Genomic DNA, 24,258 nt, shown 5'->3' with positions numbered 1-24,258 from the left:
TAGGCTTGATGGCATGCCCCACGCACCGCAGGAACAGATCGCACCCTTGCTGACAACTGAAGGATGGGAACTCCTGGCCTCGTTGGGGCCCTACCGCGAGGCTGATGCCTTCAGTGTCAACGCCGACCTCCGCAAGGCCGGCCACTCCCCCGAATTGGTGGCCGCAGTCCTCACGCAATCCCGGCTGCGCACCCGGGCAGAGGCAAAGTTCGGAGAGTTTGCCCGGCAGATGCTGTTCACCCAGGCCGGCTTGGAGCAGGCAACGCGGTTGAACGTGGCCGCCCGGCACGCCGAACGTTTCGTGAAAGCCGGGATCTCCCACGTTGCAGACCTCGGTTGTGGGCTCGGCGCTGATTCAATGGCCATGGCATCCATGGACATTGCTGTCACCGCCGTTGAAATGGATGAAACCACGGCTGCCTGCGCCACCATCAACCTCATGCCTTTCCCGCACGCCACCGTGGTGCACTCGGATGCGACGTCCGTAGAGCTGGACGGGATCGACGGCGTGTGGCTGGACCCTGCCCGCCGGACCACCTCAACGTCGGGGACAAAACGCATCTGGGACCCTGAGGCTTTCTCTCCCCCGTTGTCCTTCGTTGAAAAGCTGGCAGCTACCGGCCGCGCCATCGGCGTCAAAATGGGGCCCGGAATCCCCCATGACTCCGTTCCCTCCCGTTGTGAGGCCCAGTGGGTTTCGGTAGGCGGCGACGTCACCGAAGTGACTTTGTGGTTCAATGCCGTGGCCCGTCCCGGTGTGCGTCGGGCGGCACTGGTCATCGGCAGCCAGGGCGCCGCTGAAATCACCAGCGGCGAGGAGTTCGACGGCGGCCCGGCAGCCGGCGTCGGGCCCGTTGAGGGCTTCCTTTACGAACCTGATGGTGCGGTGATCCGCGCAGGGTTGGTGGCCGACGTCGCCGAACGCCTGGACGGGCACCTGCTGGATGAACACATTGCCTACATCTGCGCGCCGGAACTGCACGACACTCCTTTTGCCCGCGCCTATAAGGTGCTCGAAGTGATGCCCTATAACGTCAAGGCCCTCAAAGCCTGGGTGAAGACCAACGGCATCACCGTGCTGGACATCAAGAAGCGCGGCACGTCCGTGACGCCCGAAGAGCTCCGTAAGCAACTGCTCCCCGCCAAACCGGCCAAAGGCATGGCTGCGAAAACAGCCACCCTGGTCCTGACCAGGATCGGCGAGGACAAAGTGGTTGTCGTGGTGGACCCGGTAAAGGCCTGAGCCGTCAGCGCCGCGAGAACTCCGAGGCCTCGCGGACCTGCCCGGCGCTGGGACGTACACCCGTGTAAAGCACAAACTGTTCTTCAGCCTGGATGGCAATGACCTCGGCTCCGGTGATGACCTTCTTGCCGGAGTTCCGTGCTGCGGTGATGAGCGGCGTTTCCGAGGGCAGTGCCACGACGTCGAACACCACCTGCGCTGCGGCGATGGTGGCGTCGTCGAAGGCCTGGGCCCTTTCGTCCGCACCAGCCATGCCCAGCGGGGTGACGTTGATGATGAGATCCGCTGTTGAGCGGTTGACGTCGTCCTGCCAGCCGAATCCGTAAAGATCCGCGAGCGCGCGGCCACTGGTTTCGTTGCGCGCCACGATGGTCACTGCAGTAAACCCGGCGTCCCTGAGGGCGGCGGCGACGGCCTTGGCCATGCCCCCGGCACCGCGGAGCAGCACGGTGTGGCTGTTGGGGACCTGATGGTCCTTCAGGAGCCGGGCTATAGCGATGTAGTCGGTGTTGTAGGCGGTGAGGACGCCGTCGTTATTGACGATGGTGTTCACCGAATCAATCGCTTTGGCTGATGGGTCCATCACGTCAACCAGGGGGATGACGGCTTCCTTGTAGGGCATGGACACCGCGGCACCCCGGATGGGGAGGCCGCGGATGCCAGCCACTGCGAGCGTGATGTCCGCCGGGGCGAATGCCTTGTAGACAAAGTTCAGGCCGAGCAGATCGTAGAGATAGTTATGGAACCTGGTCCCGATGTTGCTGGGCCTGGCCGCCAGCGAAATGCACAGGGACATGTCTTTGTTCAGGATTGGCATTCCCCCATTAAACAACGGCCTTCACGCTCCCGCGTTGATCCCGCGGCCGGGTTAGCCCTGACGCGCCTTCATCCGCGGGTTGTTTTTGTTGATGACGAATGTACGTCCCCGCCTGCGCACAATCTGTGCGCCCGGGATCTTCTTGAGGGCACGCAGTGAGTTCCTGACCTTCATGGTGTTTCTCCTTCTGTTGGGTGTTTGGTTCAGAGGGCGTCGCTGAGTTCCAGGGGGTCCTCCCAGACCCCGGAGTCCAGCTCCATTTCGGCTTCCGTCAGTTGGCATCCGTCCAGAAGCCCGCGGATTTCCGCCGGGTCGATGTCTTCGGAGCGTCCGGTGATGGCCAGCACGGTGCCGCGGTCACCGTGGTGGGGGTGCCAGTCCAGGAAGGCGTCGACGTCGCCGGTTTCCTTGGCGGATTCCGTGCCACGGGCAGCATCAACAGAATCGGCCAGCCAGTTTCCGGTACTTTCCAGCCATACCCTGGGTCCTATGCCCTGGACGGCGATGCGCCGCGTGGGTGCGGACGCGATCCACAGGCGGCCACGCAGCCAGTGGGTTCCGATCGCCAGTTGCGGCAGCGCGTCCCGGAAGCGCCCCGGGTGCAGGGGGCGGACGGTTTTGTGAAGCACGGTCCGGAATGGACCCGGCGTTTCGTCCAACGGCACACGCACGACGCCGGGCCGGTTGCGTGCCGCTGCTTCGGCATGGTCAAAGCATCCCGGCCGGAATTCCCCGGCCGGCCCTACGACGTTGGCGTGGGGTGCCAACTGGCCCAGCAGTTCCAGACCAATACGCCAAGGGCCTGATCCTTCACGCTGATCTCCCGTCAGCACCGCTCCGAGTCCCGGGAAGACCATTACGGTATCGACTTGGCCGAACTCACCGATCAGGAATTCGCCGCTGGTGCGCTCGTCCTGGGGCATGGACGTGAAGCCGGATTCGTAGAGCGTGTGGCGATCCCAGATGTGGTCATCCAGGTCCGCCGCATCAATGGCGAGCACCGCGTTGTCGATCACGGCCGGCCGGCTGAGGCCACGGTGCAGCTCTGCGACGGCCATCCCCGCGGCAACTCCCGGGGGCAGGCCAAGGACCACGTGGTCGAAGCCGCACGAGGCGAGCCGTTCCGCCGTCGGGACGACATCAAGCCGGACGGTGCAGCTGAGGCAACCGTGCTCCAGCACCGTGGTTTCGCGTTCGAAGAGGCGGCCGTCCCGATAGACGCGTCGGAGGACAAGGGAACCGTCCAGGAGATCGTGGAGGACCACCACGGAGTTCTGGTGGGTCCGGCCAAGCCGGATGGTGGCGGCCTCACGGCATTGGCTGTCCAGGGAACTGACGACTGTGAGGTGCATGGGTCGAGTGTATTGCTAATTGTTCTCATTAGCAAATGGTCAAGGATTTCGGGCTGGTTCACGCCGATATCCCGGGGGTTCACGCTGCATTAGACTTGATCCGACCGCTGGCGGCCCCACAGCGGGGAATCGTGCCCGGCTGTGACAAACCAATGCGGGGACTGAAGGACTGAGGGGACTACGTGCAGATTGATTTTGCGCCATCCAGGCAATCGACACTGGGTGTGGAATGGGAGTTGGCGCTCGTCAATGCACGCACCGGAGAACTTGTATCGGTAGCCAACGATGTCCTGAAGGGCGTCGCCGCCAACCACCCGGACCTCAATGAGGACGACGAACACCCCCATATCAAGCGCGAGCTTCTCCTCAATACCGTGGAACTGGTCACCGGCATCTGCGAGACCGTCAAGGACGCAAAGGAAGACCTTGGCAGGTCCCTCGCCGCGGTCCGCGAAGTCACGGATCCCATGGGCGTAGAAGTCTTTTGCGCCGGAAGCCACCCCTTCAGCCCGCCGTTGCTCCAACCCGTCACGGACAAAGAGCGTTACGCCAAACTGATCGAACGGACCCAATGGTGGGGCCGGCAAATGGTCATTTACGGCGTCCACGTCCACGTGGGCATCGACCACCGCGACAAAGTCCTCCCCATCCTGGACGGCTTGGTCAACTACTTCCCGCACTTCCAGGCACTGTCCGCCTCCAGCCCGTACTGGGCCGGGGAAGAAACCGGGTATGCCTCACAGCGCGCCCTCATGTTCCAGCAGCTCCCTACCGCCGGGCTGCCCTTCCAGTTCGAAACCTGGGAGGCGTACGAGTCCTACGTCCAGGACATGTTCACCACGGGAGTGATCGACTCCACGTCCGAGATCCGCTGGGATATCCGGCCCGTCTCCAACCTGGGCACCATCGAAATGCGCATCTGCGACGGCTTGGCAACGCTGGAAGAAGTGGGCGCCATTGCCGCGCTGACCCAGTGCCTGGTGGACGAGTTCTCCTCCACCCTGGACGCCGGCGGCAGCATCCCCACCATGCCGCCCTGGCATGTGCAGGAGAACAAATGGCGTGCCGCACGGTACGGCATGGAGGCCATCATCATCCTTGACGCCCAGGGCAACGAGCAGTTGGTCACCGAACACCTCGCGGAAACGGTGGCCCGGCTGGAACCGGTGGCAGCAAAGCTCGGGTGTTCCGAAGAGCTCGCCGACGTCCTGAAGATCATCGAACGCGGAGCCAGCTACCAGCGCCAGCGCCGCGTCGCTGCTGAACACAACGGCGACCTGCAGGCCGTGGTCATGGACCTGGTACAGCAGATGCGCAAGGGCCCGGACGCGTAATTATCCGGATCACGCGGCCGCCGGTACCGTCCTGCGAGGGAGCGGAACCTAAGCGGGCACTGACACCGTGGTTACCGGCATGGAGGAATCGGGGGCAAAGCCAATTCCGCTCGGCCCAACACCGGCCATGATCAGCTGGGCCCCAAGGGCAGCCACCATGGCGCCGTTGTCCGTGCACAGGTCCAACGGAGGGACGTGGAGGGTGATCCCGGCTGAAGCACAGCGCTGCCCGGTCAGTTCCCTTAGCCGGGAGTTCGCTGCCACTCCACCACCAAGCAGGACATCAGTGATGCCATGTTCCTTGCACGCCAGGACGGCCTTGGAACTGATGACGTCCACCACGGCTTCCTGGAAAGCCGCAGCAATGTCTGCCACGGGCACTTCCTCGCCCCGGGCCTCGAACTGTTCAACGCATCGGGCCACGGCGGTCTTCAAGCCGCTGAAGGACCAGTCGTAGCGGTGCGGTCCCTTCTCCCCGGCAGTGCCCATGTACTTCGGCTGCGAGAGGCCCCGCGGGAAACGGATGGCTTTGGGATTGCCCTGGCGTGCCAGCTTGTCGATGGCCGGTCCACCCGGGTACCCGAGGCCGAGGATGCGGGCCACTTTGTCATAGGCCTCCCCTGCGGCATCATCGATGGTTGAACCCAGCAGCTCCACGTCGTCAGTGATGCTCCGGATACGCAGGATTTCCGTGTGCCCACCCGATACCAGCAGTGCCCCGAGGTTCTTCGGCAACCTCCCGGCACCCAGGCCGGCGGCAGCACCGGCGTCGTGCTTGCCATCCTGCGCCGACTTGCGATCAAGGAGCCCCACACCAACATGCGCCACCAAGTGGTTGATGGCATACAGCGGCTTGCCGGTGGCAACGGCCAGCGCCTTGGCGGCGCAGACACCCACCATCAACGCACCGGCAAGGCCCGGACCCGAGGTGACGGCAATGGCATCAATCTCGTCCAAGGTGACGCCGGCTTCCTGCAGCGATTCCTGCAACGTGGGCACAAAGGCGTCCAGGTGGGCGCGGGAGGCGATCTCGGGGATGACCCCGCCAAAGCGAACATGCTCTTCCATGGATGAGGACACGGTGTTGGTCAGCAGCGTGGTGCCCCGCACGATCCCGACGCCGGTCTCATCGCACGAGGACTCGATGCCGAGCACCAATGGCTGCTTGGGCAGTTCCGGATTAGCGCCGCTCACGCTGTTGCTCCTTCGTGGGGTTTATTCAGTTCAAGCCGCATGATCAGGGCATCGGTGCCGTCCCGGTAGTAGCGGGGACGGACATGGATCTGCTCGAAACCGAAGCGCAGGTACAACTGCTGGGCCCGGGGGTTGTCCGCCCGAACCTCCAACAGCACATCAGCGGCACGCCGGCGCCGCGCTTCGGTGATGAGTTCGGTCAGGACAGCGGAGCCAATGCCCTTTCCTTCGAATTCTGGCACGACGGCGATCGTCTGGACGTCCGCGATCGGTTCGATGCACATCAATCCGGCGTAAGCCACGATCTCCCCCGCGACCTCGGCAACTACATAACGGCGGGTTTCGGGCTGCGCGAGTTCGTCGAAGAACATCTGCAGGGGCCAGGCATCCACAGGGAACAGCCGGCGTTCCAAGGACTCCACTACCGGGATATCGGCCTCTGTCATGTCCCGGAGGGAAACTCCCGCAAGCTCAAGCTTGGGTGAGACTATCCGTCCCATCAGAGCGCACGCTTCCGGGGCCCGGGCACCTGGGCATCGGATTCCCGCAAGTAGAGCGGGGTGGAGTCCAGCAACGGTTCACCGGCCGCGAGCTTTGCCAAGGCGAACTGGCCCAGTGAGGCTGCGTGAGGCTGGGCTGTGGAGAAGTCCTCGTTGGCCTTCAGGACATCGGCATACAAGCCTGCTCCGGCACCAAAAACCGGCAGGTCCGGAAGGTCGGCGGCAAATCCCACGTGCGGTCCGTCAACAAGCACCGGCAGCTGGCCGTCGGCCAGCGTGTATCGCGCCCAGTAGACCTCCTTGCGCCTGGCATCCGTGGCCACCAGGAACTCAGCAGCTGCAGCGGTGGACTCCGCCACCTCCAAGGCAATCGCATCAAGGCTCATCACGCCATGCAACGGCTTGTTCCAAACGAAAGCCAAGGTTCTGGCAGTGGCGATTCCCGAGCGCAATCCCGTAAAGGGGCCAGGACCTACGCCGGTGACGATCGCGTCGATATCGGCGCCCGTGACGCCCGCTCCGGCCAGGAGCTTTGCGATGCCGGGAGCCAGGACTTCGGCATGGCTGCGGGTGTCCTCCGTAGCGAAGGAATCCACCACGCCCTCCATGGCGTCGTCGGAAATCAGGGCAGCACTTGCAACCGCTGAGGTATCAATGGCCAGGATCAGCATCAGTTGCTCCTCTCCTGTGACGCGGTTTCAAGGAGTCGCGGAGCCTCGGCCCAGCGGGGTCCGTATCCACGGAAGACGAGGGTTCGGGGCTCGTCGTCGTCATCGGTATCGAAGTCAAGGACGTCGCCGCCTTGTGGGTTTGTTGTTGCCAGGCTCTCCCCACCAACAGATCGATGCAGGTCAATCTCCAGGCGGCTGTCCGAGAGGTGCTCCACCCTGTCCCGGCCCCACTCCACCACAGTGACGGCCGTGTCCATGGTGTTCTCCAGATCGATGTCGTCGATTTCAGCTGATGATTCCAGCCGGTACGCATCGACGTGGACCAGGTCCGGACCACCGGGCCGCGGTCCGTCAGCAAGGTTGGGGTGGATGCGTACCAGCACAAACGTGGGGGAAATGATGCCCGCACGTACGCCCAGGCCTTCGCCCAGTCCTTGGGTGAACGTGGTCTTGCCTGCACCCAGCTCGCCGGTCAGGACCAGGAGGTCCCCGGCCTCGAGTACCTCACCCAAGGCTGCCGCGAGGGCGTGCGTCTGCTCCGCCGTCGTGACCGTCAGGGTGCGCTCCCACTGCGGTTCGCTCACAGCGCTGCCGTCTCTGTGGCTTGGTTGGCGTCCTTGTGGACCTCGGCCGGGGGCGGCAATTCGTTGACGTAGCTGCGCGGGACCCGGGGGCTGATGCGGGTGACGATTTCATAGTTGTTGGTTCCCGCGGCCGCCGCCCAATCGTCAGCCGTGGGTCCGCCGTCGGCACCGTCGCCAAGCATGACGGCCTCGGCACCCTTGAAGCCTGCTGCCTCTTCCGGCGTCAGCGCTCCGAGGTCAACCACCATCTGGTCCATGGCAATCCTGCCCACCACAGGGTAGTTGACGCCATTGATGCGGACAGGACCGCCGGTGCCAACGCGCGGAACTCCGTCGGCGTACCCCAGCGGGACCAGGCCCAGCGTGCTTTCCCCGCTGGTGCGGTAGTTCAGGCCATAGGAGACACCCTGGCCTGCCGGCACCTTCTTGCAGTTGGAGAGCAGCGTGCGGACCGTCATGGCCGGGTGCAGGCCAAGTTCCGCGGAGGTAGCGCCCTCAAAAGGCGAAAGTCCGTAAATGCCGAGGCCAACACGGACCAGATCGAAGTGTGAGTCCGGGCGGGACAGTGTGGCCGGAGTGTTGGCGATATGCCGTACTTCCGTGTCCACCCCTGCATCCTCGGCCATGGCTATCGCCTCGCGGAAGACGGCCAGTTGCTCATCGGTTTCGGGACGGTGCGGCTCATCAGCCACTGCGAGGTGCGAGAAGATACCCACCACGCGCAGCAGGCCTTGGTCCTGGTATTCCATGGCCTGGCCCACCAACTGGTCCCAGTCGGCAATGGTGCATCCGTTACGGCCCAGCCCGGTGTCCACTTTCAAATGGACCCGCGCAGGCCGTTCCTGTTCACGCGCTGCCGCCACTACGGCGTCCAGCTCCCAGCCGGAAATTCCGACGTCGATGCCGGCGGCGACTGCCGCTTGGAAGTTGCTCTCCCGGGTGTGCAGCCAGGCCAGCAAAGGAGCATCGACCCTGGCGGCGCGCAAGGCGAGCGCCTCGGAAATGTGCGCGACCCCCAACCAGGCGGCCCCGGCGTCGAGCGCTGCGCGGGCTACTTGGACGGCTCCGTGGCCATACGCGTCAGCCTTCACCACAGCCATGACCGAAGCGGGAGAGGCGATGGCGACGAACTGGCGAACGTTGTGCCGCACGGCTTCGAGGTCGATCACGGCGGAACGTTCCAGCACCGCCGACTTTGCTATGGAGGCTTTCGACCCGATACCGATATCTGCAGCTGCTTCGTAAGTCACCCTAGAGATTCTAGTAGGGCCGGTGAATTCGGGTTAACTGCGTGCCTTCCCGGCCCGCTACTGTGCGTCCGACAAATGTGCGATCGTTGCCCTGGCCCGGCGCTGGGCTTCGGCCGGGATGTCCTTCACGATCGGTTCAAGGAACGCGAACCGCCGCAGCCACGGGCTGGACTGGCGTTCCTTCCGCGCGTTGGCCCGCTGCCACCAGTCGGCGATGTCCCCCCACCCGGGGGCCGCCAACGAGCCGCCCACCTCCTGGACCGCCAGCGAGGCGCACAGGTTGGCGAAGCGAAGGCGGTCCCCCAGCCTCCACCCCGCCAGGCATCCCACAATGAACGCCGCCCCGAAGCAGTCGCCCGCGCCGGTGGGATCGTAGGCGGAGACCGGGAGGGAGGGCACCCATTCTTCCTCGCCGGTCTCCGAGTCCACGGCAACGGCCCCCTGCGGTCCGAGCGTCACCACGGCCACAGGCACCCGGTCTGCCAGGGAGTACAGCGCAGCCCACGGGTCCGCTTTGCCTGTGAATGCCATGGCCTCAGGCGCATTGGGCAGGAAGGCATGGAAGTTCTCCAGCAAATCCAGCCGGCGTTCGGACCACTCTCCCGTAGGATCCCACCCCACTACGCCAAAGAGTTTGGTGCCGGAATCCTTTGCCGCGAGCATCCACGGCTCCAGTTCTTCGCCGAGGTCAGCGACGGCGGCGAGTGCCTTGGGTGGTTTGCCCATCAGTTCGGAGGAACTGATGGGCGCCGGGTGCCCGTGGGTGACCATGGACCTGTCCTGGTTCACGCACAGGGAAACGGTGACCGGCGAGTGCCAGCCCGGAACCTTTCGCGACAACGACAGGTCCACGTGTTCCTGGCTTTCAAGGATTTGCCAGTTGTAGTCGCCGTAGCCGTCGTCCCCGAAGGTCGCGGCAAGATTTGTACGCAAACCCAGCCTGGCAGCGGCGATGGCTTGGTTGGCCACCCCGCCGGGGCAACTGCCCATCCCCTCGCTCCATACCTCCGTGCCGGGTTCGGGCGAGTGCGGCAGGCCAGTGAAAATGATGTCCTGGAAGACCGTTCCTGTCAGGAGGAGGTCGCAGTGCTGGTCGGCATCGGAGCGCAGGGAAGCCAGTGGATCAAATCGTCGCTGGGGCATAGCGTCCATGCATCGCAGACTACGCCGATCCTCACGGGGCTGCATAGATCCGTAAGGCCTGCATAGACTTCGGTCATGCGGCTCATGATCGCCGGTGGCGGCGGCTTCCGGGTACCCCTTATCTACAGGGCCTTGTGCGTGGGTCCCTTCGCCGGGCTGGTGGACGAGCTGGTGCTCTACGACGTGGACGAGGCCCGCCTGGCAGCCATTGAAGCGGTTGTCCTTGACATGGCTTCCGCGGAGGGTTCCGCGCCCGTCGTCGTGGTTTCCTCTGACCTGCCGGAGGCCCTGGCCGGGACGGACACGGTGTTCGCGGCAATCCGTCCCGGCGGCACTGCCGGGCGGATCGCCGACGAACGCGTGGCCTTGGATCTTGGCCTGCTGGGCCAGGAAACCACCGGCGCGGGCGGGATCTCCTATGCGCTGCGGACCATTCCCCGCATGCTGGAACTCGCCGAAGCGATGCGGCAGCATTGCCCCGAGGCATGGCTCATCAATTTCACCAACCCCGCAGGCATGGTGACCGAAGCTTTGGGCCCGGTGTTCGGACGCAAGGTGGTGGGCATCTGCGATTCCGCCGGGGGCCTGGTCCATCGGGCGGCACGTGCTGCCGGCACCCCGCTGGCAGAAGGAAGTCTCGACGGCGTGGGCTACTTCGGGTTGAACCATCTCGGCTGGCTGTATCGGCTGGCTCCCGGCGGGCGGGACCTGCTGCCCGGGCTGCTGGCGGACCACGCTGCGCTCGAGACCATCGAAGAAGGCAGGTTGTTTGGGCAGCACACCCTGCTGCAGCTTGGCTGCCTGCCCAACGAATACCTGTACTACTACTACCAAACAGCCCGGGCCACCGATGCGATCCGCCGGCAGCAGGAAACCCGGGGTGCATCAATCCACCACCAGCAGAGTTCCCTCTACCCTGCCCTGGTGCGGGCAACTCATCCCTTTGAGCTGTGGGACAGTGCCCGCAGGTCCCGGGAGGAAGGCTACCTGGCTGAAGCCCGTACGCACGGTGAGCAACGGGACGAGTCCGACTTGGCCGGCGGTGGCTATGAGCGGGTAGCACTGTCCGTGATGCGGGCGTTGTCCGGGGGTGGATCTGCCCAGCTGATCCTGAACGTTCCCAACGCGCCGGTCTCGCCTGCTGGTCCGGCGGGCAAGGTGGCCGTGCCCGGGTTGCCGGCCGACGCCGTCGTCGAGGTTCCCTGTGAGGTGACGCCCGACGGCGCGTGGCCGCTTGCGCAGGAACGGCCGGGCGGCCAATTCCTCACCCTCATGCAGCACGTCAAAGAGGTGGAGCGGCTGACCATCCGTGCTGTGGTGCACGGCGAGCGCAGTGCTGCCGTTGATGCCTTCGCGGCGCACCCTTTGATCGGAACGGCGGAGCTGGGAGAACAACTCCTCACCGGATACGAGGCAGCGTTTCCCGAACTCGCCCGGCTGTGGAGGCCTACAGCTTCCGGTACATGACGTGCAGGCCCACGTAGCCGATCTCCGGATGATCGAATGCCTCAGGCACCGTCGCCAGGATCCGGAAGCCCATGGACTGCCACAACCACACCGCCCGGACGTTGCTCTCCACCACGGCGTTGTACTGCATGGCGTAGAAGCCTGCAGCCTTCGCTTCAGTCAACGAATAGGCGCAAAGGGCGCGGGCAACACCTTGGCCTGAGTGGTTGGCTCCCACCATGTACCCGGCATTGGCTACATGACTGCCGCCGCCGGCCTGGTTGGCGTGGAACTCTCCTGTTCCAAGGATCACGCCCGAGTCCCTGGCTACGGCCACGAACGTCTGGCCGGGAGCGTCTTTGATCCACTTGCTCCGGGCCGCTTCCTCGGACGTGTCACGGTCCCAGGTAAAGGTCTCACCGGCACGGATCACCGGTTCCAGGATGGCCCAGATCCCGGGCCAGTCCGCGGGGATGGCTTGGCGGATGTCGAAAGTCTGTTCTTCGCTCACAGCCGCCACGCTAGCAGCCCCGTCCAGCGGTGGTGCTGCCCGCAGCTGTGTGTTGGCACCTTCGGAGGCAGTGGACGGCAGGAGTAGTGTTTTCTGCAGGGCAAAGGCGTGTTTGCTGTTTTGCTGTTCGTGTCAGGAGGAATGCGGTGCCGTTGATCCGTCGTGTGGCGTTCCTGTCCTTGCATACCTCCCCCATGGAGCAGCCAGGTGCCGGAGATGCCGGTGGGATGAACGTCTACGTGCGGGCCCTGGCCATGGCGCTGGCGGAGACCGGGGTGGAAGTGGAGATCTTCACCCGATCCACCAAAGCCGGCCAACCCGCAGTCGAACATCCAGGTCCCGGCGTCTGCGTCCATAACGTCATGGCGGGGCCTCGCCGCAAAGTCCCCAAGGAAGAGCTGCCGGCCCTCCTGCACCAGATGGTGGAACAGATCGACATGATCCGCGGCAGCCAACTGCACGGCCGCTACGATGCCATCCACTCACACTATTGGGTGTCCGGCGTGGCCGGGCTGGAACTGTCCGGACTATGGGGCGTGCCGCTGGTGCACACCATGCACACCATGGCCAAGGTCAAAAATCTTGTCCTCGAATCCGGCGAACGCCCCGAGCCCCGGCGCCGCGAAGAGGGCGAACAGCGGATCGTCGACGGCGCTACCCGGCTGGTCGCCAACACTCCAGCCGAAGCCGAGGAACTGGTTTCGCACTACGGTGCCGATCTTGACCGGATCGACGTGGCCCCGCCCGGCGTCGACCTCAAGGTCTTTACGCCCTCGTTCCGGCGGAAGTCACGGTCCCTGCGCGGAGTCAGGCCGGACAGTTTCCACATCCTCTTCGCCGGGCGGATCCAGCGGCTCAAAGGCCCCCAGGTGTTCGTCAAGGCCGCTGGGATCCTGCGCAAGCGCCGGCCCGACATCGATCTCGAGCTGACCATTCTGGGCTCCCTCAGCGGTGCCAAGGACTTCAATCTCCAACACATCATCGACGACGCCGGACTGGCCGACGTCGTGACGCACCGCCCGCCTGTGGTGGCACCCGAACTGGCAGGTTGGTTCCGCTCAGCAGACGTCGTGGTCATGCCCTCTTTCAGCGAATCCTTCGGTTTGGTCGCTTTGGAAGCACAAGCGTGCGGTACACCAGTGGTGGCCACCAACGTGGGCGGACTGTCACGGGCCATTTCCGATGGCCGGACGGGCATGCTGGTGGACGGGCACGACCCCTCCGACTGGGCAGACGCCTTGGAGGACCTCTACGACGACGTCCAGACCCGTGAAGACATGGGACGGTTGGCCGCAACCCACGCCGAATCCTTCGGATGGCAACGGACAGCAGCCATCACGCTGGAAAGCTACCGCGAAGCAGTGGGCGGCCTGCTGGTTCCCCGGCGCTGAGTCTTCGCCGGTTCGGCCGTGTCGACTGGTAGATTGACGCGCACAGCGAACCAACGCCTGCAGCACCACCCCGCTGCCGGCATACCCAGCCGAAGGACGACGATGTCTGAAAACAAGGTCCTGTCCGATCTTGAAATTGCCCGCAAAGCCACCATCCAGCCCATCGTGGACATTGCCCGACGCGCAGGCATCACCGAGGACGCCCTTGAGCTGTATGGGCCCTACAAGGCCAAGATCAATCCGTCGAAACTGGTTTTTCCCGCTGGGAAGACCCCCGGCAAGGTTGTCCTGGTGTCCGCCATGTCCCCCACCCCGGCAGGCGAAGGCAAGTCCACCACCACCGTGGGTCTGGCCGACTCCCTGGCCCGCGCAGGGCACAACGTGATGATTGCCCTTCGCGAGCCCTCCTTGGGGCCGATCCTGGGGATGAAGGGCGGAGCCACCGGCGGCGGGTACTCCCAGGTGCTTCCCATGGACGACATCAACCTGCACTTCACCGGCGATTTCCATGCAATCACCTCCGCCAACAACGCGCTCATGGCCCTGGTGGACAACCATATTTTCCAAGGCAACGAACTCAATATCGATCCCCGCCGCATGACATTCAAACGCGTGCTGGACATGAACGACCGCTCGCTGCGGGAAGTGGTGATCGGCCTCGGCGGACCTGTTCAGGGCGTGCCGCGGCAGGACGGCTTCGACATCACCGTGGCCTCCGAAATCATGGCGGTCTTCTGCCTGGCCAAAGACCTGGACGACCTCCGCGCACGGCTGGGCCGGATCACTTTTGGCTACACCTACGATCGCTCGCCGGTCACCGTAGCGGACCTCGGTGTCGAAGGCGCACTGACCATGCTGTTGAAGGACGCCATCAAACCAAACCTCGTCCAGACCATCGCAGGAACCCCTGCATTGGTCCATGGTGGCCCGTTCGCCAACATTGCCCACGGCTGCAACTCCCTGATCGCCACCAGCACGGCAATGCAGTTAGCCGACATCGTGGTCACAGAAGCCGGGTTCGGGGCAGACCTCGGCGCGGAAAAGTACATGGACATCAAGGCGAGAATCGCCCAGGTGGCGCCATCCGCCGTCGTAGTGGTGGCGACGATCCGCGCCCTGAAGATGCAGGGCGGGGTCCCCAAGGACCAACTCAGCGAACCCAACGTCGAGGCCGTTGCTGCCGGGGTGGAGAATCTTCAGAGGCATGTCCGCAACGTGTCCAAATTCGGCATCTCCCCCATCGTCTCCATCAACAAATTCGCCACGGACACCCCGGAGGAACTGGAGTGGCTGCTCGACTGGTGCACCGCGGAAGGCGTCGAGGCCGCCGTCGCCGATGTCTGGGGCCGGGGCGGAGGAGGCGACGGCGGTGACGGTCTTGCTGGGAAGGTTGCAGCCGCCTTGTCCGCACCGTCGGACTTCCACCACCTCTACCCTCTGGAGATGCCTGTGGAGGACAAGATCCGGACCATTGTGCAGGAGATCTACGGGGCGGACGGCGTCGACTTCTCGGTTCCGGCCCTGAAGCGACTGGCGGAGATCGAGAAGAACGGTTGGTCCGACTTCCCTGTCTGCATGGCCAAGACCCAATACTCCTTCACCGATGACGCTTCCAGGCTCGGCGCTCCCAAGGGTTTCACGGTGCACGTGCGCGAACTGATACCCAAGACCGGCGCCGGCTTCATCGTGGCGTTGACCGGTGCTGTCATGACCATGCCCGGACTGCCCAAGGAACCGGCCGCGATGCGCATGGACGTGGACGCCGACGGTCAACCCACCGGCCTCTTCTAACCCGCTCTCACATCCCCTGCCCTCCAGCCCCACGCTCTCTCACATCCCCTGCCCTCCAGCCCCACGCTCTCTCACTCTCTTGAGAAAAGTGAGCGAGCGTCGGCCCCAAACCGGAAGGACGTGGGAGAAGGTTCGGGAAACGACAAACGCCCCCGTAATGGATACGGGGGCGTTTGGTAAAACGGGAGTGTTTAGCGCTCGATGTCGCCGCGGATGAAGGCTTCGACCTTATCGCGGGCGAGGTCGTCGTTGAACTGCTCCGGGGGCGACTTCATGAAGTAGCTGGACGCGGAAAGCAGTGGGCCGCCGATGCCGCGGTCCAGGCCGATCTTGGCCGCACGGATGGCGTCGATGATGACACCTGCCGAGTTCGGGGAATCCCAGACCTCAAGCTTGTACTCAAGGGACACCGGTGCGTCGCCGAAGTTGCGGCCCTCGAGGCGCACGAAGGCCCACTTGCGGTCGTCCAGCCAAGCCACGTAGTCCGACGGCCCAATGTGGACGTCGTCCGCGTGCAGCTCGGCCTCAACGTTGGAGGTCACGGCCTGGGTCTTGGAGATCTTCTTGGATTCCAGGCGGTCGCGCTCCAGCATGTTCTTGAAGTCCATGTTGCCGCCGACGTTGAGCTGGTAGGTGCGGTCCAGCGTCACGCCGCGGTCTTCGAAGAGCTTGGCCATGACGCGGTGCGTGATGGTGGCACCGATCTGGCTCTTGATGTCATCGCCCACGATCGGGATGCCGGCCTCGGTGAACTTGTCAGCCCATTCCTTGGTTCCTGCGATGAACACGGGCAGGGCGTTGACGAACGCCACACCGGCGTCGATCGCGCACTGGGCGTAGAACTTTGCAGCCTGGTCCGAGCCAACGGGCAGGTAGCAGACCATGACGTCGGCCTTGGCCTCGCGCAGCGCTGCGACGATGTCCACGGCTTCCTCGGGTGCCTCAACGATGGTCTCGCGGTAGTATTTGCCGAGGCCGTCGAGCGTGTGGCCGCGCTGGACCGTTACGCCGGTGGCGGGAACGTCGGCAATCTTGATGGTGTTGTTTTCGCCGGCGCCGATGGCGTCGGCCAGGTCCAGTCCAACCTTTTTGCTGTCAACGTCGAAAGCAGCAACGAACTGGACGTCGTTGACGTGGTACTGGCCGAACTCGACGTGCATCAGACCCGGGATCGTGGCCTTGGGGTCAGCGTCGCGATAGTACTGAACACCTTGGACCAACGATGCAGCGCAGTTACCTACGCCGACAATGGCAACACGAATCGGATGTGAAGACACGGAACTCCTCTTGAGACTAAACCTCATATGCCAGGCGCAGCCCTGACTGAGTCCAGGGCACGACTGATTGGCACGGCGCCATTCGGCGCACTCTTGCATTGTAACCAACACAGCAGGGGCCGGCTTTGTTCCCGGCCGGCCCCTGCAGTTTTATGGCGGTACTTTGGAGGCTACTTCCCGGCCCAAAGGTTGATGTCCGACTCCACAGCGAATTCGTCAATCGCCGTCAGTTCGTCCGTGGTGAACTTCAGGTTGTTGATGGCGCTAAGAGTGTCTTCAAGCTGGGCGACGCTGGATGCACCAACAAGCGCAGAGGTCACCGGGGAGCCTTTGGGCTGGTCACGCAGAATCCAGGCAATGGCCATCTGGGCGAGGGTCTGCCCACGTCCCTCAGCAATGGCATTCAAGCCCCTGACCCGGTCCAGCTTTTCCTCGGTCAGTTGGGATTCGGAGAGGAATCGTTCCTTCGCGGCCCGCGAGTCGGCCGGAACACCGTTGAGGTAGCGGTTGGTCAGCATGCCCTGCGCCAGGGGCGAGAACGCGATGGAGCCTGCCCCCACCTGGTCCAAGGCCTCGTAGAGATTGGGGGATCCGTTCTCTGTCCACCGGTTCAGCATGGAGTAGCTGGGCTGGTGAATCAGCAGTGGCGTGCCGAGTTCCTTCAGTATCCGGGCAGCCTCGATGGTCTGCTCGGGTGTGTAGGACGAGATTCCGGCATACAGCGCCTTGCCGGACCGGACCGCGTAATCCAACGCGCCCATGGTCTCTTCCAGGGGCGTCTCCGGGTCCGGGCGGTGGCTGTAAAAAATGTCCACGTAGTCCAGGCCCATTCGCTCCAACGACTGGTCCAGGCTGGCGATCAGGTATTTCCGGGATCCCCACTCACCGTACGGGCCGGGCCACATGTAGTAGCCGGCTTTGGTGGAGATGACCAGTTCATCGCGGTAGGGCTTGAAGTCATCCTTGAGGTGGCGCCCGAAGTTGGTCTCCGCCGACCCGTCGGGCGGGCCATAGTTGTTGGCGAGGTCGAAGTGGTTCACACCAAGATCGAACGCCCGGCGCAGGATGGCACGCTGTTCGTCAAAGCGCTTGTCATCGCCGAAGTTGTGCCAGAGGCCCAGCGAAATGGCAGGGAGCTTGAGTCCGCTGCGTCCAACACGGCGATAGGGCATGGTTTCGTAGCGGTTTTCCGCAGCCGAATAAGTCATACGTACCATCCTGCCACTGCGCAAACCGGGGTGACGGCGCCGTCCGCTATGTGGGCGCCGTCACCTTCAGTTTGGAGGACTTACTGGACGCGCACGACGGCGGCGCTTCCGCCGGGAAGCGTCAGAGTCCCCTCGTCCAGGGCTGCTTCGCCGTCAGTAGCCAGCAGGATGCTGCCGCTCAGGGGCGTCCCGAGTGCCTTGTCCCCGAAGTTGCAGATGACGCGAACATCGCCGCGGGACATCTGCAGCCAGTGTTCGTCGTCGTCGAACTCCACCGAAGTCTCACCGAAGCCGCCGTCCACCAACTCGGGAGTGTCCCGGCGCAGCTGTGCTAAATCCCTGTACAGCTGCAGCAAGCGGGCGTGGTCTCCCTCGCCTGCTTCATCCCATTTGAGCTTGGAACGCTGGAACGTCTCGGGGTCCTGCGGGTCGGGCACCACAGCAGGGTCCCATCCCATGCGTTCGAACTCCTTGATCCGCCCTTCCGCTGTGGCCTTTCCAAGCTCAGGTTCCGGGTGGGAGGTGAAGAACTGCCACGGTGTGGACGCACCGAACTCCTCGCCCATGAACAACATGGGCGTGAAGGGGGACGTCATGGTCAGCACTGCCCCAATGGCCAGCTTCCCGTAGGACAACGACGCCGTGAGCCGATCACCGGTTGCCCGGTTGCCGATCTGGTCGTGGTTCTGCAGGCAGACTACCAGTGCCGACGGGTGGGCAAGGTCCCGCCGGATAGGCCGGCCATGATGCCGCCCACGGAAACTGGAGTAGCTGCCATCGTGGAGGAACCCACGTTCCAGGACCTTCGCCAACACGGCCAGTGAGTCGAAGTCCGCGTAGTAGCCAGTGGTTTCGCCACTGAGGTTGACGTGCACTGCGTGGTGGAAATCATCGCTCCATTGGCCTTCGAGCCCGTAACCGTTGTCCTTGCGCGGGTAGATGAGCCGCGGATTGTTCAGGTCCGATTCGGCGATCATTGTCCGGGGAACCCCGGTTTCGGCTTCGACCTCATCACCCAGTGCCCCGAACTCCTCGAGGATGTGCACGGCGCGCTCGTCACGCAAAGCGTGTACGGCATCAAGGCGGAGCCCGTCCACGTGGTAGTCCCGCAGCCACATGGCCGCGTTCTCCAGAATGTAGCGCCGGACGTCGTCCGAGCCAGGCCCGTCGAGGTTAACGGAGTCACCCCAAGTGTTTCCCTCCCCCGACTTCAGGTAGGGACCGAATTTGGGCAGGTAGTTCCCACTTGGCCCAAGGTGGTTGTAGACAACGTCCTGGATGACGCCCAAGCCGGCAGCATGGGCGGCGTCAACAAAGCGCTGGTACGCTGTCGGGCCGCCGTAGGGCTCGTGGACGGCGTACCAAAGAACGCCGTCGTAACCCCAATTGTGGACGCCGTTGAAGCCGTTGACCGGCAGCAACTCAATGAAGTCCACACCGAGGTCCACCAGGTAGTCCAGTTTGGCGGCGGCAGCATCCAGTGTCCCTTCAGGGGTGAAGGTGCCCAGGTGCAGCTCGTAGATGACAGCTCCCTTGAGCGGCCGGCCCTTCCACCCGGAGTCCTGCCACTGGTGGACGGAGGGATCGAAGGTGACGGACAAACCGTGAACGCCTTCCGGTTGCCGCCTCGAACGCGGGTCCGGGAATGGCCCCTCGCCGTCCACGATGTACCCATAGGGCACGCCGTCGCCTTCCTGGCCGGGCGCCTCAGCGGGCGCCCGCCACCAACCGGGGGCGGCGGCGTCGTGGTGTTCCATCTGGTATTCGCGCCCGTCGGCAAGAAGCCGGACCGAATCAGCGTTCGGCGCCCAGACGTCGTAGCGGTTTTTTCCAGCAGCGTGCTCCAGCATCATGCTCCCTTATGCGTGTTCAAGCGTGCGTTGCAGTGATGGTTTGATGTGGGGTCAGTCGGTGGGGACCAGCAAGGCCACGGGATACTTTTCCAGCAGCGTCCCCAACAAGATGTTGCCGGCACCGTACGTGGCTCCGGTGAGTTCGTCACGGACGTTTCCGGATACCTCAATTGCGGTGTCCCGCCAGCCACCTTCCCGGGCAAGCCGTTTGGGCAGGCGCGTGGCCACAGTGAGGGCACCGCGGCCGGCAGCGCCGCGATCGAAGGCCACCACGTGGCCGGCTGCGGCCCCGTGCACTCCTACCGGGGTGTATCCGCTGAAGAGTTCAGGCCGGTCGCGCCGCAACCTCAGTGCCCGTGACACCACCAACAGCTTGGCCGCCTCATCCGTGAAAGCCGGTGAGGCCCCGTTGTCCAACTCCGCCAGCGCGGTTATACGAGCCTGGAAGTCGACAGGGCGCCTGTTGTCCGGGTCGGTGAGGGAACCGTCCCTGAATTCGGTGCCCTGGTAGACATCCGGCACACCGGGCATGGTCAGCTGGACCAGCTTGGCCGACAACGAGTTGGACGTTCCATGGGGTTCCAGCTCAGCGACAAAGTTGGCCAAGGCTGCTCCAACTTCAGGCGAATCAAAGACGGAGTCGACGGCGGCCGCCAGGTGACGTTCGAACTCCTGGTTGGGGTCGGTCCAGTTGGTCGAATTCCCCGCCTCACGTGCAGCCTTCAGGGCGTAGGACTGCAGGCGTCCGCGATCTGCAGGCCAGGCACCGACGATCGATTGCCATACAAGGGCAGCCAAGGGACCGTCAGGGATGGGGGCCAACTCCTGGACGGTGCCCAGGAACAGTTCCCATTCAGGGACGGCCTCGGAGATGACCGAGATACGGGCCCTTGCGTCCTCGCTCCGCTTGGTGTCATGGGTGCTCAGTGTGGTCATGGAGAGCGGCAACGCCTGCTGCCTGCGGGCCATCCGCCTATGGAACACGTCGGTGGATACAGCGAATTCCGTCGGATCTGCTCCCACTTCGGTAAGGGTCCCCAGCCGGCTGTAACGGAAGAAGGCGGTATCTTCCACCCCCTTGGCCATGACCATTCCGGAGGTCTGCTGGAAACGTTGTGCCAAAGCACCGGAGGAATCCATAAGCAGTGGCGTCAGGAGCTCCAGCACCTCTTTGAGGTCAGCACGGCTTTCCCCGGCACGACGGATCGATTCGGCCAGGACATCCTGGCCGTAAGGAAGGTAGGTGCGGTAGATGGGGAAGCAGCAGATGACTTCGGCGATGGCATCGGCAACTTTCTCCGCCGGCAAGTCCATGGACGGTGGCACCAATCGCGCCAACCGGAGGATTTCCGAACGCAGGATTCCGTCGGCGATCCGGCGCTTGGTCCCGTGGATCATCGCAGCGTAGTTCGCCGGGGATTCCGCGTCCCGCAACCTGGCGTCGAGGGAATTCAGGTATTCCTCTGCGGCCGGATCCACGAAGAGCCTGTCGACGTCGGCAAGGGCGTCGTAGCCGGTGGTCCCTTCACACTCGAAGGTGTCCGGCAGTTCTTCTCCGGGTTCAAGGATCTTTTCGACCAGCAAGTAGGCCCCACCGGTTGCTTCCCGCAGCCGGGCGAGGTAACCCTCGGGGTCGGCGAGCCCATCCGGGTGGTCGATCCGCAACCCGTCCACCAGTTCTTCACGGAACCAGCGAACGATCTCCTCGTGGGACTCGTCAAAGACCCAGGGGATTTCGACGCGCAACCCGGCGAGGGTGTTGACGGCGAAGAACCGGCGGTAGTTCAACTCAGCGTCCGCCCGGCGCCAGCCCACCAGTTCATAGTGCTGCCGTGCATGGACTTCCCGCGGGTTGTCCCCGGAGGTATAGGTCCCCTCGGCCAGGGGGAAGCTGTGATCGTAGTAGCGCAGTTCGCCGTCCACCACCGACAACCCGTCAAGGTCGTCATCGCTTCCCATTACAGGGATGCGGATCTTGCCTCCGCCGAAGTCCCAGTCGACGTCGAAGGCCTCCGCGTACTTTGAACCGCGGCCTTCCTTCAGCAACTGCCACCACCAGGCATTTTGCTTCGGTGAAGCAACACCCATGTGGTTGGGCACGATGTCGGCCAGGACGCCAAGGCCCTTTTCCTTCGCTGCCTTGGACAGCGCGGAAAGCCCCTCAGGGCCTCCACGGGAAGGATCGACGGTTGAAGGATCGGTCACGTCATAGCCGTGGTCCGAGCCCTCTTCCGCGGTCAGGATCGGGGAGACGTAAACCCAGTCGATGCCAAGCGAACGCAGGTATCCGGTGAGATCCGCTGCGTCCTGGAGAGTGAAACCAGCGCGGATTTGGAGCCTGTAGGTTGAGACGGGTGTCTTCATGAATCCGCCTTCTTCCCGTCACCTTCGTCATTGGTCCCCTGGGGTGCGGAGTCCTTGTAGTCGAAAGGAAGCGATGTCACGGCAGGAGCCGTGATGGACGCGTTTTCCGGTGTGCTGGTCTGCGTCAGGGCAGCAAGGGAGGCCGCCACGGAGTGGTCGGGTTCAATTTCCGGAGTGCTGTGGGCCCGCAGGACCACCAAGGACTTCCCGCCGACCATCAGGATCTGGTCGGGCTTGACCACTCCCGCTTCAGCACCTTCTCCGGCGGTGTCGATCATGACGTCCCAGGCGGGGGCGTACTCATCCGAAGGAATCCGGAAACCGACTTCTTCCTGGTCGGCGTTGAAGTAGAGCAGGAAGTTCACGTCCGTGATGCGCCGGCCCTGCGTATCCTGGCCGTGGATGCCATCACCGTTGAGGAATACGCCAACGGACCGACCCAAGGCTTCATCCCAGTCCGACGGGCTCATGGTGCTGGCGTCCGCGTCAAGCCATACGATGTCGGGCAGTCGCTCGCCTTCGCCTCGCAGGACCGGCCTGCCGTCGAAGAAGCGGCTGCGACGCAGGCTCGGATGTTTGGCCCGGAGGGCACTGACGGCGGCCGTGAACTCGATCAGGGGCTGGTCCACGTTGTCCCAGTTGATCCAGGTCAGTTCCGAATCCTGGCAGTACCCGTTGTTGTTGCCGTTCTGGGTCCTGCCGAGTTCATCGCCGTGCAGGAGCATGGGGACGCCCTGAGACAGGAACAGCGAGGCGATGAAGTTGCGCTGCTGGCGCGCCCTCAAGCCAAGGACAGTGGGATCATCCGTGGGACCTTCGGCTCCGCAGTTCCACGAGCGGTTGTGCGATTCGCCGTCGTTGTTGCCTTCGCCGTTGGCCTCGTTGTGTTTCTCGTTGTAGGAGACGAGGTCCGCAAGGGTAAAACCGTCGTGGGCGGTGACGAAGTTGATCGATGCCACCGGGCGGCGGCCCGAGTGCTCGTAAAGGTCCGCGGAGCCGGTGAGCCGGGACGCGAATTCGCCCAGGGTTGAGGGTTCGCCGCGCCAGAAGTCACGCACGGTGTCGCGGTACTGGCCGTTCCATTCGGTCCATTGCGGCGGGAAGTTGCCCACCTGGTAGCCGCCGGGACCAACGTCCCATGGTTCGGCGATGAGCTTCACCTGGGAAACCACGGGGTCCTGCTGGATGAGTTCGAAGAATGTGGAGAGTTTGTCCACATCGTAGAATTCGCGGGCAAGCGTGGATGCGAGGTCGAAACGGAATCCGTCCACGTGCATCTCGGTGACCCAGTACCGCAGGGAGTCCATCAGCAACTGCAGGGAGTGCGGGCTGCGGACATTGAGTGAGTTGCCGGTGCCGGTGTAGTCCATGTAGTACTTCTGGTCGTCTTCCACCAGCCGGTAGTACGCGGAGTTGTCGATTCCCTTGAACGAGAGGGTCGGTCCAAGGTGGTTGCCTTCGGCTGTGTGGTTGTAGACCACATCGAGGATGACTTCGATTCCGGCGGTGTGCAGTGCCCGCACCATGGCTTTGAAGTCCTGGACCTGCTGGCCAGTGTCACCTTTGGAGCTGTAGCTGTTGTGGGGGGCAAAGAACCCAATGGTGTTGTAGCCCCAGTAGTTGTTCAGGCCCTTGTCCTGCAGGATGCCGTCATTGACGAATTGGTGCACCGGCATGAGCTCGATCGCCGTGATTCCCAGCTTCTGCAGGTGGGAAATAACCGCCGGGTGCGCGACGCCGGCATACGTGCCGCGCTGCTCCTCCGGCACCTCGGGATGCATCTGGGTAAGGCCTTTGACGTGGGCCTCGTAGATCACGGACTTGTGATACGGAATCCGCAGCAGCTTGTCGCCGTCCCAATCGAAGAACGGGTTGATGACGACACCCAGCATCATGTGCGGTGCCGAGTCCTCGTCATTGCGGGAGTCCGGGTCATCCATGTTGTAGGAGAACAAGGATGGATCCCAGTCGATCTGCCGGTGGATGGCCTTTGCGTAAGGATCCAGCAACAGCTTATTGGGATTGAACCTTTGGCCGGCGTCGGGGTCGTAAGGACCGTGCACCCTGTAGCCGTACTTTTGTCCGGGTTGGACCTGCGGCAGATAACAGTGCCATACGTAACCATCAACCTCGGTAACTTCTACGCGGACTTCCCCGCCGTCGTCGTCGAAGAGGCACAATTCCACTTTTTCGGCCTTCTCGCTAAACAGCGCGAAGTTGGTGCCGGTGCCGTCAAAGGTGGCACCCAGCGGATAAGCCGATCCAGGCCAGACTTCCATGCGTTCTCCTCTTGATGATGCGAACAACTGTTGCAAGCCTACTCATGACC

At 63.6% G+C, this 24,258-nt stretch carries 20 protein-coding genes; 5 read left to right on the top strand and 15 right to left on the bottom strand.

Annotation, left to right across the window (positions count from 1 at the left end; translation table 11 throughout):
• Positions 1 to 13: 13 nt before the first annotated feature.
• Positions 14 to 1,243, top strand: a complete 1,230-nt coding sequence (locus BLQ01_RS02430; protein ID WP_091549980.1) for a THUMP-like domain-containing protein — start codon at positions 14 to 16, stop codon at positions 1,241 to 1,243.
• A 4-nt stretch (positions 1,244 to 1,247) separates the two neighbouring features.
• Here the strand turns inward: BLQ01_RS02430 and BLQ01_RS02425 are convergent, their stop codons facing one another.
• Genes BLQ01_RS02425 through BLQ01_RS02415 form a run of 3 tightly spaced genes read right to left on the bottom strand, consistent with a single transcriptional unit; the run spans position 1,248 to position 3,412 of the window.
• Positions 1,248 to 2,060: a shikimate 5-dehydrogenase gene (locus BLQ01_RS02425; protein WP_091549977.1), complete on the bottom strand. Its 813-nt coding sequence runs from the start codon at positions 2,058 to 2,060 to the stop codon at positions 1,248 to 1,250.
• A gap of 51 nt (positions 2,061 to 2,111) precedes the next feature.
• A complete protein-coding gene (gene ykgO, locus BLQ01_RS02420; RefSeq protein ID WP_011775528.1) occupies positions 2,112 to 2,234 on the bottom strand; it encodes a type B 50S ribosomal protein L36 in 123 nt (40 codons plus the stop codon).
• A 29-nt stretch (positions 2,235 to 2,263) separates the two neighbouring features.
• Complete coding sequence (locus BLQ01_RS02415) at positions 2,264 to 3,412, bottom strand: GTP-binding protein (protein WP_091549975.1); 1,149 nt, start codon at positions 3,410 to 3,412, stop codon at positions 2,264 to 2,266.
• Positions 3,413 to 3,594: 182 nt separating this feature from the next.
• On the opposite strand from BLQ01_RS02415, the gene BLQ01_RS02410 reads away from it, so the two are divergent.
• Positions 3,595 to 4,746, top strand: coding sequence for a glutamate--cysteine ligase (locus BLQ01_RS02410; protein WP_026539860.1), 1,152 nt, complete (start codon positions 3,595 to 3,597; stop codon positions 4,744 to 4,746).
• 48 nt (positions 4,747 to 4,794) lie between these two features.
• On the opposite strand, the gene tsaD is transcribed toward BLQ01_RS02410, so the two are convergent.
• The 6 genes from tsaD to BLQ01_RS02380 are packed head-to-tail and all read right to left on the bottom strand — an operon-like array spanning position 4,795 to position 10,097.
• Entirely contained in the window at positions 4,795 to 5,940 is a 1,146-nt protein-coding gene (tsaD, locus tag BLQ01_RS02405) for a tRNA (adenosine(37)-N6)-threonylcarbamoyltransferase complex transferase subunit TsaD (RefSeq protein ID WP_175493324.1), read from the bottom strand.
• Positions 5,937 to 6,440 carry a ribosomal protein S18-alanine N-acetyltransferase gene (gene rimI, locus BLQ01_RS02400; protein WP_026539858.1) on the bottom strand — a complete coding sequence of 168 codons (504 nt, stop codon included), beginning with the start codon at positions 6,438 to 6,440 and terminating at the stop codon, positions 5,937 to 5,939. The genes tsaD and rimI overlap by 4 nt, the downstream gene beginning before the upstream one ends.
• Positions 6,440 to 7,111 carry a tRNA (adenosine(37)-N6)-threonylcarbamoyltransferase complex dimerization subunit type 1 TsaB gene (tsaB, locus tag BLQ01_RS02395; protein WP_091549974.1) on the bottom strand — a complete coding sequence of 224 codons (672 nt, stop codon included), beginning with the start codon at positions 7,109 to 7,111 and terminating at the stop codon, positions 6,440 to 6,442. The genes rimI and tsaB overlap by 1 nt, the downstream gene beginning before the upstream one ends.
• Complete coding sequence (tsaE, locus tag BLQ01_RS02390; RefSeq protein ID WP_091549972.1) at positions 7,111 to 7,695, bottom strand: tRNA (adenosine(37)-N6)-threonylcarbamoyltransferase complex ATPase subunit type 1 TsaE; 585 nt, start codon at positions 7,693 to 7,695, stop codon at positions 7,111 to 7,113. Before tsaE ends, tsaB begins: the two co-directional genes overlap by 1 nt.
• Positions 7,692 to 8,945: an alanine racemase gene (alr, locus tag BLQ01_RS02385; protein ID WP_091549970.1), complete on the bottom strand. Its 1,254-nt coding sequence runs from the start codon at positions 8,943 to 8,945 to the stop codon at positions 7,692 to 7,694. Before alr ends, tsaE begins: the two co-directional genes overlap by 4 nt.
• Before the next feature lie 57 nt (positions 8,946 to 9,002).
• On the bottom strand, positions 9,003 to 10,097 hold the full coding sequence (locus tag BLQ01_RS02380; RefSeq protein ID WP_254779165.1) for a carbohydrate kinase family protein: 1,095 nt from the start codon (positions 10,095 to 10,097) through the stop codon (positions 9,003 to 9,005).
• A 66-nt stretch (positions 10,098 to 10,163) separates the two neighbouring features.
• Between BLQ01_RS02380 and BLQ01_RS02375 the strand changes: the two genes are divergently transcribed.
• Positions 10,164 to 11,555 carry a 6-phospho-beta-glucosidase gene (locus BLQ01_RS02375; RefSeq protein WP_091549966.1) on the top strand — a complete coding sequence of 464 codons (1,392 nt, stop codon included), beginning with the start codon at positions 10,164 to 10,166 and terminating at the stop codon, positions 11,553 to 11,555.
• Here BLQ01_RS02375 and BLQ01_RS02370 read toward each other — a convergent pair.
• The gene (locus BLQ01_RS02370) at positions 11,536 to 12,054 is read right to left on the bottom strand and encodes a GNAT family N-acetyltransferase (RefSeq protein WP_026539852.1); all 519 of its coding nucleotides are present in this window, start codon (positions 12,052 to 12,054) and stop codon (positions 11,536 to 11,538) included. The genes BLQ01_RS02375 and BLQ01_RS02370 overlap by 20 nt on opposite strands.
• Positions 12,055 to 12,191: 137 nt before the next feature.
• On the opposite strand from BLQ01_RS02370, the gene mshA reads away from it, so the two are divergent.
• Together mshA and BLQ01_RS02360 are read left to right on the top strand one after the other, a co-directional pair.
• Complete coding sequence (gene mshA, locus BLQ01_RS02365; RefSeq protein ID WP_026546274.1) at positions 12,192 to 13,436, top strand: D-inositol-3-phosphate glycosyltransferase; 1,245 nt, start codon at positions 12,192 to 12,194, stop codon at positions 13,434 to 13,436.
• A 102-nt stretch (positions 13,437 to 13,538) separates the two neighbouring features.
• Positions 13,539 to 15,227 carry a formate--tetrahydrofolate ligase gene (locus BLQ01_RS02360; RefSeq protein ID WP_091549965.1) on the top strand — a complete coding sequence of 563 codons (1,689 nt, stop codon included), beginning with the start codon at positions 13,539 to 13,541 and terminating at the stop codon, positions 15,225 to 15,227.
• A 191-nt stretch (positions 15,228 to 15,418) separates the two neighbouring features.
• Here BLQ01_RS02360 and BLQ01_RS02355 read toward each other — a convergent pair whose 3' ends face one another.
• The 5 genes from BLQ01_RS02355 to glgX form a co-directional block, all read right to left on the bottom strand.
• The gene (locus BLQ01_RS02355; protein WP_091549963.1) at positions 15,419 to 16,504 is read right to left on the bottom strand and encodes an inositol-3-phosphate synthase; all 1,086 of its coding nucleotides are present in this window, start codon (positions 16,502 to 16,504) and stop codon (positions 15,419 to 15,421) included.
• A gap of 170 nt (positions 16,505 to 16,674) precedes the next feature.
• On the bottom strand, positions 16,675 to 17,712 hold the full coding sequence (gene mgrA, locus BLQ01_RS02350) for an L-glyceraldehyde 3-phosphate reductase (protein WP_091549961.1): 1,038 nt from the start codon (positions 17,710 to 17,712) through the stop codon (positions 16,675 to 16,677).
• A gap of 80 nt (positions 17,713 to 17,792) precedes the next feature.
• Positions 17,793 to 19,562, bottom strand: coding sequence for a malto-oligosyltrehalose trehalohydrolase (gene treZ, locus BLQ01_RS02345; protein ID WP_091549959.1), 1,770 nt, complete (start codon positions 19,560 to 19,562; stop codon positions 17,793 to 17,795).
• A gap of 54 nt (positions 19,563 to 19,616) precedes the next feature.
• A complete protein-coding gene (gene treY / locus BLQ01_RS02340; RefSeq protein WP_091549957.1) occupies positions 19,617 to 21,929 on the bottom strand; it encodes a malto-oligosyltrehalose synthase in 2,313 nt (770 codons plus the stop codon).
• The gene (gene glgX / locus BLQ01_RS02335) at positions 21,926 to 24,208 is read right to left on the bottom strand and encodes a glycogen debranching protein GlgX (protein ID WP_091549955.1); all 2,283 of its coding nucleotides are present in this window, start codon (positions 24,206 to 24,208) and stop codon (positions 21,926 to 21,928) included. Before glgX ends, treY begins: the two co-directional genes overlap by 4 nt.
• Positions 24,209 to 24,258: the final 50 nt, after the last annotated feature.

It is taken from the genome of Arthrobacter sp. UNCCL28 (genome assembly GCF_900102805.1).
GTDB classification, from domain to species: Bacteria; Actinomycetota; Actinomycetes; order Actinomycetales; family Micrococcaceae; genus Arthrobacter; species Arthrobacter nicotinovorans_A.
This window is presented reverse-complemented; position numbering and strand designations above follow the sequence as displayed.